General features: G+C 50.3%; 7 protein-coding genes and 1 pseudogene. 4 read left to right on the forward strand and 4 right to left on the reverse strand.

The annotated features are described in order from the left end of the window. Positions 1-659, reverse strand: a 659-nt coding sequence (locus NCN04_RS05210; RefSeq protein WP_250395387.1) for a nitrilase-related carbon-nitrogen hydrolase, incomplete at its 3' end; no start/stop codon positions are given. Positions 660-706: 47 nt separating this feature from the next. Next, the gene (locus NCN04_RS05215; RefSeq protein ID WP_250395388.1) at positions 707-1,447 is read right to left on the reverse strand and encodes a 2-phosphosulfolactate phosphatase family protein; all 741 of its coding nucleotides are present in this window, start codon (positions 1,445-1,447) and stop codon (positions 707-709) included. Positions 1,448-1,512: 65 nt separating this feature from the next. Between NCN04_RS05215 and NCN04_RS05220 the strand changes: the two genes are divergently transcribed. Then, positions 1,513-3,072: a UbiD family decarboxylase gene (locus NCN04_RS05220; protein WP_250395389.1), complete on the forward strand. Its 1,560-nt coding sequence runs from the start codon at positions 1,513-1,515 to the stop codon at positions 3,070-3,072. Here the strand turns inward: NCN04_RS05220 and NCN04_RS05225 are convergent. After that, positions 3,047-4,051 (reverse strand): extracellular solute-binding protein, encoded by a 1,005-nt coding sequence (locus NCN04_RS05225; protein WP_053068535.1) that lies wholly within the window; start codon positions 4,049-4,051, stop codon positions 3,047-3,049. The two genes, NCN04_RS05220 and NCN04_RS05225, sit on opposite strands and share 26 nt — an antisense overlap. A gap of 107 nt (positions 4,052-4,158) precedes the next feature. Between NCN04_RS05225 and NCN04_RS05230 the strand changes: the two genes are divergently transcribed. Then, positions 4,159-4,821, forward strand: a complete 663-nt coding sequence (locus tag NCN04_RS05230) for a Fe2+-dependent dioxygenase (protein WP_250395390.1) — start codon at positions 4,159-4,161, stop codon at positions 4,819-4,821. A gap of 65 nt (positions 4,822-4,886) precedes the next feature. After that, the gene (locus NCN04_RS05235) at positions 4,887-5,129 is read left to right on the forward strand and encodes a hypothetical protein (protein WP_041426562.1); all 243 of its coding nucleotides are present in this window, start codon (positions 4,887-4,889) and stop codon (positions 5,127-5,129) included. A gap of 126 nt (positions 5,130-5,255) precedes the next feature. On the opposite strand, the gene NCN04_RS05240 is transcribed toward NCN04_RS05235, so the two are convergent. After that, complete coding sequence (locus tag NCN04_RS05240) at positions 5,256-6,869, reverse strand: iron uptake porin (RefSeq protein ID WP_250395391.1); 1,614 nt, start codon at positions 6,867-6,869, stop codon at positions 5,256-5,258. A gap of 472 nt (positions 6,870-7,341) precedes the next feature. On the opposite strand from NCN04_RS05240, the pseudogene NCN04_RS05245 reads away from it, so the two are divergent. Then, a pseudogene (locus NCN04_RS05245) lies at positions 7,342-7,636 on the forward strand (Crp/Fnr family transcriptional regulator); the annotation flags it as partial.

Raw genomic sequence — 7,636 nt, forward strand, 5'->3', positions numbered from 1 at the left:
CTGCGCATGTAATGCACGCCCGTTTGGGCGGGTGCAAGCACGTATGCCGTGTTTTCGATCGCCCGAGACTGGAGCAAGACCTGCCAATGATCCTTACCTGTAAAGGCTGTGAAGGCAGCGGGAATCATTAACAACTCGGCTCCGGCTCCAACGAGATGGCGATACAGCTCAGGGAAGCGCACGTCGTAGCAAATGGATAGCCCCACCCGACACAGACCAGGCACATCCACTACGGGAGGGGGCAACATTCCGGGGCTAAAGCTCGCTGATTCCCGGTACGAGCTCCCGTCTGGGAGGTCAACGTCAAAGAGATGGATCTTGTCGTAACTCGCCAACACCTGCCCATCACGACCGACCAGCTGTGACCTCTGAAAATGCCGTTGGCCATCACCCACCGGAACAGGAAATCCCCCACCGAGGATGACCACCTGGTAGCGGCGAGCCATGGTGACCAAAAACTTGGACGCCTTCTCCGATAACGCTGGTGCCAGCTCCAGACGCTGAGAGTCGTCACCCATAAAGGCAAAGTTTTCGGGCAAAGCGATCAGCTCGGCACCACGACGAGCTGCTAAATCGATTTGCTCCTCAGCGGCCGCAAAATTGCTTTCAGGGTCCGTTGTGCTGGTGAGTTGCAGGGCCGCAGCCAAAAAGTCACTCACGTGCGTTGATTCCGATGCGCAAATGGTATTGGCTTACAGCCGTACGGCTACCCAGAAACCGCACGAAGCACGCCTGGTTCGGCCTGTGTAGGCACAACTGAGAGCTGATCAAGACCAGCACAGCGTTGGAAATCGGCGTTGTGATCACCCAAGCGAATCAAACGCTGTCCATGCGAGGCGATGCGTAAACAGGCTTCTGGATGGTCTTTCCATTGGGACCACAACGCCAACGCCGCTTGCATTTCATCGTTTGCAACGCTGGCCCCTGCGGCCAGAAGGGAGTCGGCGAGAGCGCCGGCGGCTAATGAATCCTCCAAGGAATAGGTGCCCTCCCAGCCGCTTCCCACCATCCACACCTGCTTGGGCTGATCGCGGATGAGTCGTTGTGCAACCGCTTCACGGTTCGGCAAGGCCACCGTGAGGACACAGGCCACCTCGCGTACCCGATGCAAGGAGCGGGTTCCATTGGTTGTGCTCATAAAGAGGCGTTTGCCCTTCACGGTCTCAGGAACAACGGAAACGGGGGAATTGCCGAGATCAAACCCATCGAGCTTGGAACCCCCTCGCTCGCCCACCAGCAGTCGCTTTGTTTCTGGCCAAGCGTTGGCCTGGGCCTGAAGTTCATCGAGATCAGCGAAGGTTTGGACCGCTTCTGCTCCGTTATGCAAAGCCCAGGCAATGGTTGTGGTGGCACGCAGGACATCGATCACAACTGCGGCGTCAGGACCATCAGGCCCCTTGATGGTGTCTGGCACATCACCAGCAACGTGGAAATAGGACACCTTCATGGTCACGATCTCGATCAGCGTGCGTCACAGTAACGAGATTGCTTCCTGATCACCCTTTCATCTCCATGGCTTTGATTGGACCCGGCCCTGGAACAAGAGATTTGCGGGGCTTTCTCCAGCTTCTAGAAGAGCGCGGACAGCTGCGGCGCATTACGGCTCCGGTCGATCCGGACCTAGAACTCGCCGCCATTGCTGATCGGGTTCTTGCCGCTGGTGGACCGGCTTTGCTGTTTGAGAACGTGATTGGCTCCAGCATGCCTGTTGCTGTCAACACGCTCGGCACTGTGGAGCGCGTGGTCTGGAGCATGGGTCTGGAGCGCGCTGAACAGCTTGAGGAGCTTGGATCCAGGCTCGCGATTCTTCAGCAGCCGAGGCCTCCGAAAGACCTCAAGGAGACCAAGCAATTCGCGAGGGTGTTTTGGGATCTCGTGAAGGCACGACCCGACCGAGATCTTGTTCCTCCTTGCCGGCAGCAGGTGTTTCTGGGTGATGAGGTCAATCTTGATCAAATCCCTTTGATCAGACCTTGGCCGGGTGATGCTGGTGGTGTGATCACGTTGGGACTTGTGATCACGAAGGACCCAGAAACCGGCGTCCCAAACGTGGGGGTGTATCGGTTGCAGCGCCAATCGGTCAACACCATGACCGTGCACTGGTTGAGCGTTCGTGGTGGGGCTCGTCATCTGCGTAAGGCAGCGGCGATGGGCAAAAAGCTGGAGGTTGCCATCGCTATTGGTGTGCACCCTTTACTCGTGATGGCGGCAGCAACTCCGATTCCTGTTCAGCTCAGTGAATGGCTTTTCGCAGGAATTTATGCAGGGGAGGGCGTACGTCTCACCCCCTGCAAAACGATTGATCTGCAGGTGCCAAGTTGCAGTGAGGTGGTGTTAGAAGGAACCATTACCCCTGGAGAGGTGAGCCCAGACGGTCCTTTTGGCGACCATATGGGCTTTTACGGTGGTGTGGAGGATTCTCCCTTGGTGCGCTTCCACTGCATGACACAGCGGCGGTCACCAATCTTTCTCACCACGTTCAGTGGCCGTCCTCCAAAAGAGGAGGCGATGCTTGCGATTGCTCTCAACAGAATCTATACACCAATTCTGCGTCAACAAATTCCAGAAATCAGAGATTTCTTTTTGCCAATGGAGGCACTAAGTTATAAATTAGCGGTTATTTCAATTGATAAAGCCTATCCAGGTCAGGCAAAAAGAGCTGCAATGGCATTCTGGAGTGCACTGCCTCAATTCACTTATACCAAGTTTGTCGTCGTCGTTGATAAACATATCAACGTGCGGGATCCACGTCAGGTTGTCTGGGCAATTGCTGCACAGGTTGATCCACAGAGGGACCTCTTCATCTTGGAAAATACACCATTTGACACCCTTGACTTTGCCAGTGAGCAATTGGGGCTTGGTGGAAGAATGGCTATCGATGCAACAACCAAAGTTGGCCCAGAAAAGAATCACAAATGGGGTGAACCTTTGAGCCGACCAGATGATTTAGAGCAAAAAGTATCAGATCGGCTCGAGGAGCTTGGCTTGGCAGATCTGGACCATGACGAACCAGATCCTGCACTATTTGGTTATGTATTGGATAAGCTTATTTCCATCCAGCCTCGGTCATAAGACGGATGGCTTCTTTGTTGTAACGGCTTAGTTGCGAAATAGTGACTTGATCAGGAGTGAATTTTGTCATTCCTTTGAGATAGGTTGAACCACCAACGCCTTGTAGGGGAAATTCATAGGTGGGCCCTGCAATACCGGCACTTCCCTGAGGAGATGCTAAAAATTCAATTAATTTGACTGCATTTTTTTTGTTCTTGGAATAACGCGACACTGCTGCAGCGCTGATATTGACGTGAGCAGGTTTGGGCATCACTATTTTCACATCATTGGCTAATTGCTGATCTTTTTTTCCGTTAACACCCGCTCTCATACGCGCTAAGTAATAGTGATTCACAACTCCAACGCCACACTGGCCTTGGGCAACAGCCCGAATCAGCCCGATATCTCCACCAAAATAGGGTTGACTGACATTGCTGGTAAGACCTTTCAGCCAGGATTTAACCTTGGCTGTGCCTTTTAGTGCCAGTTGATCAGCAACAAGTGATTGATTGTAGACATTTTTTCTCTTCCTTAGGCATACTTTTCCTTTTAATGCTGGACTTGCTAGTTGTGAATATGATGTCACTGACGATGGAGAAACAATGGCTGGATTAACGATAATTGCTCGTACTCGTCGTGTTAGGCCAAACCATCTTTTGTTGGGGTCTCGATAGCGAGAGGGTACAGATTTGCTTAGTGAAGAAGATTGAATTGGGGCAAAGAGTCCAGCATTGGCTGCATTGTTGATGCGTGCAGCATCCACTAAAATGATCACGTCTGCTTTCGTATTCTTGCCTTCACTTTTTAATCGTTGAACCAAAGAAATTCCCGATGCTTCTACTAAGCGAACTTTGATTCCGGTTTGATCTGAAAACTTTTTGTAAACCTGCCGGTCTGTATTGTAATGGCGACCTGAGTAAACCCTGACTTCTTCTGCCGCAAACGCTGGTGCAAAAAGAGCCAGTGGCAAAAGAGATGTGAGGAACAAAAAAGGTTTCATCTTAATAAAGCATTTTCTTTTATTATAGAAGCCTGTTGGGACGCAAACGAATCATTTGTCACAGCGCTACGCTTCGCCGATCTTGCCAGAGATACAAGGACTGAACAATGAATCACTTGCGATTGCAAATACTGGATCAAACAACCTGTGAGCGCTTGCTTGAACGACTTGCCAGCGAAGCGGAATGGTTGGATGGTTCGCTAACCGCTGGTGCTCACGCTAAGGGGGGTAAAAGAAATCTTCAAATTAACTATGACTCTGCATTGCGAAAAGAAATTCATGAGCTCGTAGAACGTGCAATGTGGAATCATCCTGCAGTGAAGGGGTTTTGCCTTCCTCGCAAGCTCCATCGATTCTTAATTTCTAAAACAGAAAAGGAAGGTGGATATGATACTCATGTTGATAATGCCTATATGAGCAGTGGAAGAAGTGATTTGTCTTTTACCCTCTCTTTGACAGATGACACAATGTATGAAGGTGGTGAATTGGAGATTGATAGTATTTCTGAGTCATACCCTATCAAGCTCAAGCAGGGTGAAATTGTTGTTTATCCAAGCACATCCCTGCATCGCGTTTGCACTGTCACCAGGGGTGTTCGCACAGTTTGTGTGGGTTGGATTGAGAGTTATGTTCAAAACGAAAATGATCGCATCTGTTTGTTTCAACTGGAAAGTGGTGCACGAGCGGTTTTGGCAAAGCACGGTCGTAGTGACGAACTTGATTTGATTTTCCTGGCCTATACCAACCTGTTGCGACGTTTAGGCAGCTAGGGATGTATAAAAAGATCCGCTCCCTTTCCTGTTGTTCATTAAACTAAGGTGTGTGCCCAAATTTCATGAAAAAGACGACTGCCCTTTCAATATTTCTTGCTAGTGCAGCAGCACTATCAGGTCAGCTCGCAATCGTCGAACCTGCTCAAGCCGATCAAGACATGATTGGTGGAGGTTTGCAGGAATGGTCGACAGATCAAGATCTTGATGCAGAAGCTAAGAAAGATGCTGATGCCAAGGCAGCAGCTGAAAAGGCAAAAGAGCAGGATATTTGTATTCCAATTGGTGAGGGCGAGAATTGCTGGTAAGCCGAAGCTTGTTCTAAGCTTTTAAGGAGGGACTTGTGAGACAGACCCTCCTTTTTTAATGGCACTTGATTGCAAAAAAAAAAGGAGGGTCGAAACCCTCCTCTTTGATGAGATGAAATTTAAGTTTTAGAACTTAAATGTAGTCAACACAAGACCACCAAGGGTATTGAACTGGTCGGCGCCAGTACCGCCTCTTTTTGCACTATCCCCAGTTTCTTGGCCGAAAGGACGGCTCAAGTAGAACAGCGCAGGAGTCACAGTGATGTTGTCGGTCACCTGGAAGTCGTAATACAGTTCCATGGCGTAGTTGCCATCGTCTGCATAACCGTTACCGTTTTTACCCTGGCTCTTGAGAGCAGTCGCGAATTGAGGTTGTCCAATTGCGAAACCTAAGCGATTGCCGCGCATGAAAGCATCTTGCCAATTCAGACCCACAAGCCAGCCTTGTGATTCAGTGACATCGCCAGCATTAAATCCTTCATCGTTATTGAAGGAAGTGATGCTCCAACCAACACTGATGCTAGGGATCCAGCCGTTGTCTAATGGCTGGTAGTAGGCATTGAGGTTGAACTGATTCGCGTCTGAATACCCACCTTTATTCAAGCCGGCAGGAGTACCTGCGCCACCAACGGTCATGCCTGCCTGTGAATAGGCATAGGCTGCAGAGATTTGCCAGGAGGGTGTTCCGTAAGCAATTTGGCTAAGGAACTTACCTTTGGAGCGATCACCGGCGATACCACCATCATTGGGATCACTCTTGGCACCATTCTTAGCGACATAGTTGACGCTAACTTTGAATTTTGGATCGCTGTAGTCAGCATTTCTGTTGCTGATCCAGTTGATACCTGCACCTGGTGATGTGCTAGCGCCATAGGCACCGTAGTAACCACCGAGCTTGAACTGCTTCAGCACATGCTTATAAACGCCAGGGGTGGCGGCCAACATGTAGTAGTTCTCGATTAGAGGACCAGCAAACACTTGGAAGTCATTTCCGAGGGGGAATTGATACCAAAGCTTGTCAACCTTCAGGCTGTTTGCGCTGCTCTTGGAAGCTTCGATCTGAGTTTGCTTACCGGTGTAACCCTTTCCAGAGAAAGTGTTTTCACCGAAATTACCTGTTCTTAAACGGGTATAGAGCAAATCTTTGCCCGTGAAGCTGGTGTTCAGGTTAAGGGTGGTGCGGTAGGAGAAGACCGTGCCTGTATCACCTAGGTATTCACCAGTTGCTGGATCCTGCAGATCGTCGGTTTTATCACCGCCGTAAGAAGTGGCACCAATGGTGAATTCGGCTTTACCAGTCAGTTTGGTGGTGGTGGAGAACTGAGTGGCTTCCAGTTCGCCAACGCGGGCTTCAAGTCCGTCAACACGGCCCTTGAGGATGGCGAGTTCCTTTTCGAACTCTTTCATCAGGCGCTTCAGCTCGTCGGTCACTTCGGTGACGCGGTCGAGACAGGCGTTCAACAGAGCAGCCGCTTCAAAGCGGGTCATCGCCCTGTTGCCGCGGTAGGTGCCGTTGGGGTAACCGGCCACACAGCCGTAGCGCTCGATCAGGTTGCTCAGAGCCTGATAAGCCCAGTCGGTTGGGTAAACGTCGGAAAACTGAGTGATGCTGGTGACTTGCTCGCCAGTGGCGGCGTAGTCAGACACACCATTGATGTTGAGCTCAGTGGCGGTCGCAGCCATAGGTGCCAAAAGGCCCAGGGCAGCTGGGGCCACCAGCAGTTGATGGAAAAGTTTCAAAATGATCCTCACACAAGATGACGCAAAATGCGTCGACGGAAACTTAATTGCTCTTTATTGAAAATGCCACTTAAAAAAACACATTTCGATGCCCCTGTTCGTCACATATCTTTTTTTCATAAGGCACAAGTGCGCGCATCATTTGATACCCGTTGACTCGTGTCCGTTCTGTTTTCTAGTGAGTGGCGCCGACATGAATCTGAGAATTGAACATCACCAACCTCATTTTAAGAGCTTCTTTGCTTGTGCTTGCAGTGCTTGTGGCGGTTGCATTTGTTCTGGTGCGGCGCGATTCCCTTGTAGGTAGTGATGCATTCGTCAGCGATCAGACGCAAAGTCAGCGGTTTTTGGTCAGGAATGGTCGAGATCGCACACAATCGCCATCAACAAGCAACAGCTATTGAGAATCGATTGCAGAAAGCCCCTGTTTCGTTTATGTTGATATCAATTCTCATTAGCGTTAACCCCCAACGTGAGCTTCCGCTTTTTGCCTGACGACCCCACCTCGTCAATCCAAATCCCAACCGGCCAAACCGTTCTTGTTGATACGCACGGACGCAGTGAGTGCATGAAATTAAATGTGCTTGAGGGAATTGCCAGGGTGTATTGCCCTTGTGAAGAAACAGAAGGCATGACCCTTGCTTTCTTGCAGACGGGCGATCAGCTCCGCACCGATTGTTTGTGCAGTGATGGTATTTGCGTTGAAGCCATGACCCCTCTCAGAATTGAAACCAAGTCGTTGGAGCCATCACCAAACGGTTATGACT

This window comes from Synechococcus sp. MU1655, from assembly GCF_023630655.1.
Taxonomy (GTDB): Bacteria; Cyanobacteriota; Cyanobacteriia; order PCC-6307; family Cyanobiaceae; genus Synechococcus_C.

Excerpts from the sequence above, each read along its gene's own strand:
- NCN04_RS05235 (WP_041426562.1), top strand. The coding sequence starts at position 4,887 with ATGAAAAAGACGACTGCCCTTTCAATATTTCTTGCTAGTGCAGCAGCA.
- NCN04_RS05220 (WP_250395389.1), top strand. The coding sequence starts at position 1,513 with ATGGCTTTGATTGGACCCGGCCCTGGAACAAGAGATTTGCGGGGCTTT.
- NCN04_RS05230 (WP_250395390.1), top strand. The coding sequence starts at position 4,159 with ATGAATCACTTGCGATTGCAAATACTGGATCAAACAACCTGTGAGCGC.
- NCN04_RS05225 (WP_053068535.1), bottom strand. The coding sequence starts at position 4,051 with ATGAAACCTTTTTTGTTCCTCACATCTCTTTTGCCACTGGCTCTTTTT.
- NCN04_RS05215 (WP_250395388.1), bottom strand. The coding sequence starts at position 1,447 with ATGAAGGTGTCCTATTTCCACGTTGCTGGTGATGTGCCAGACACCATC.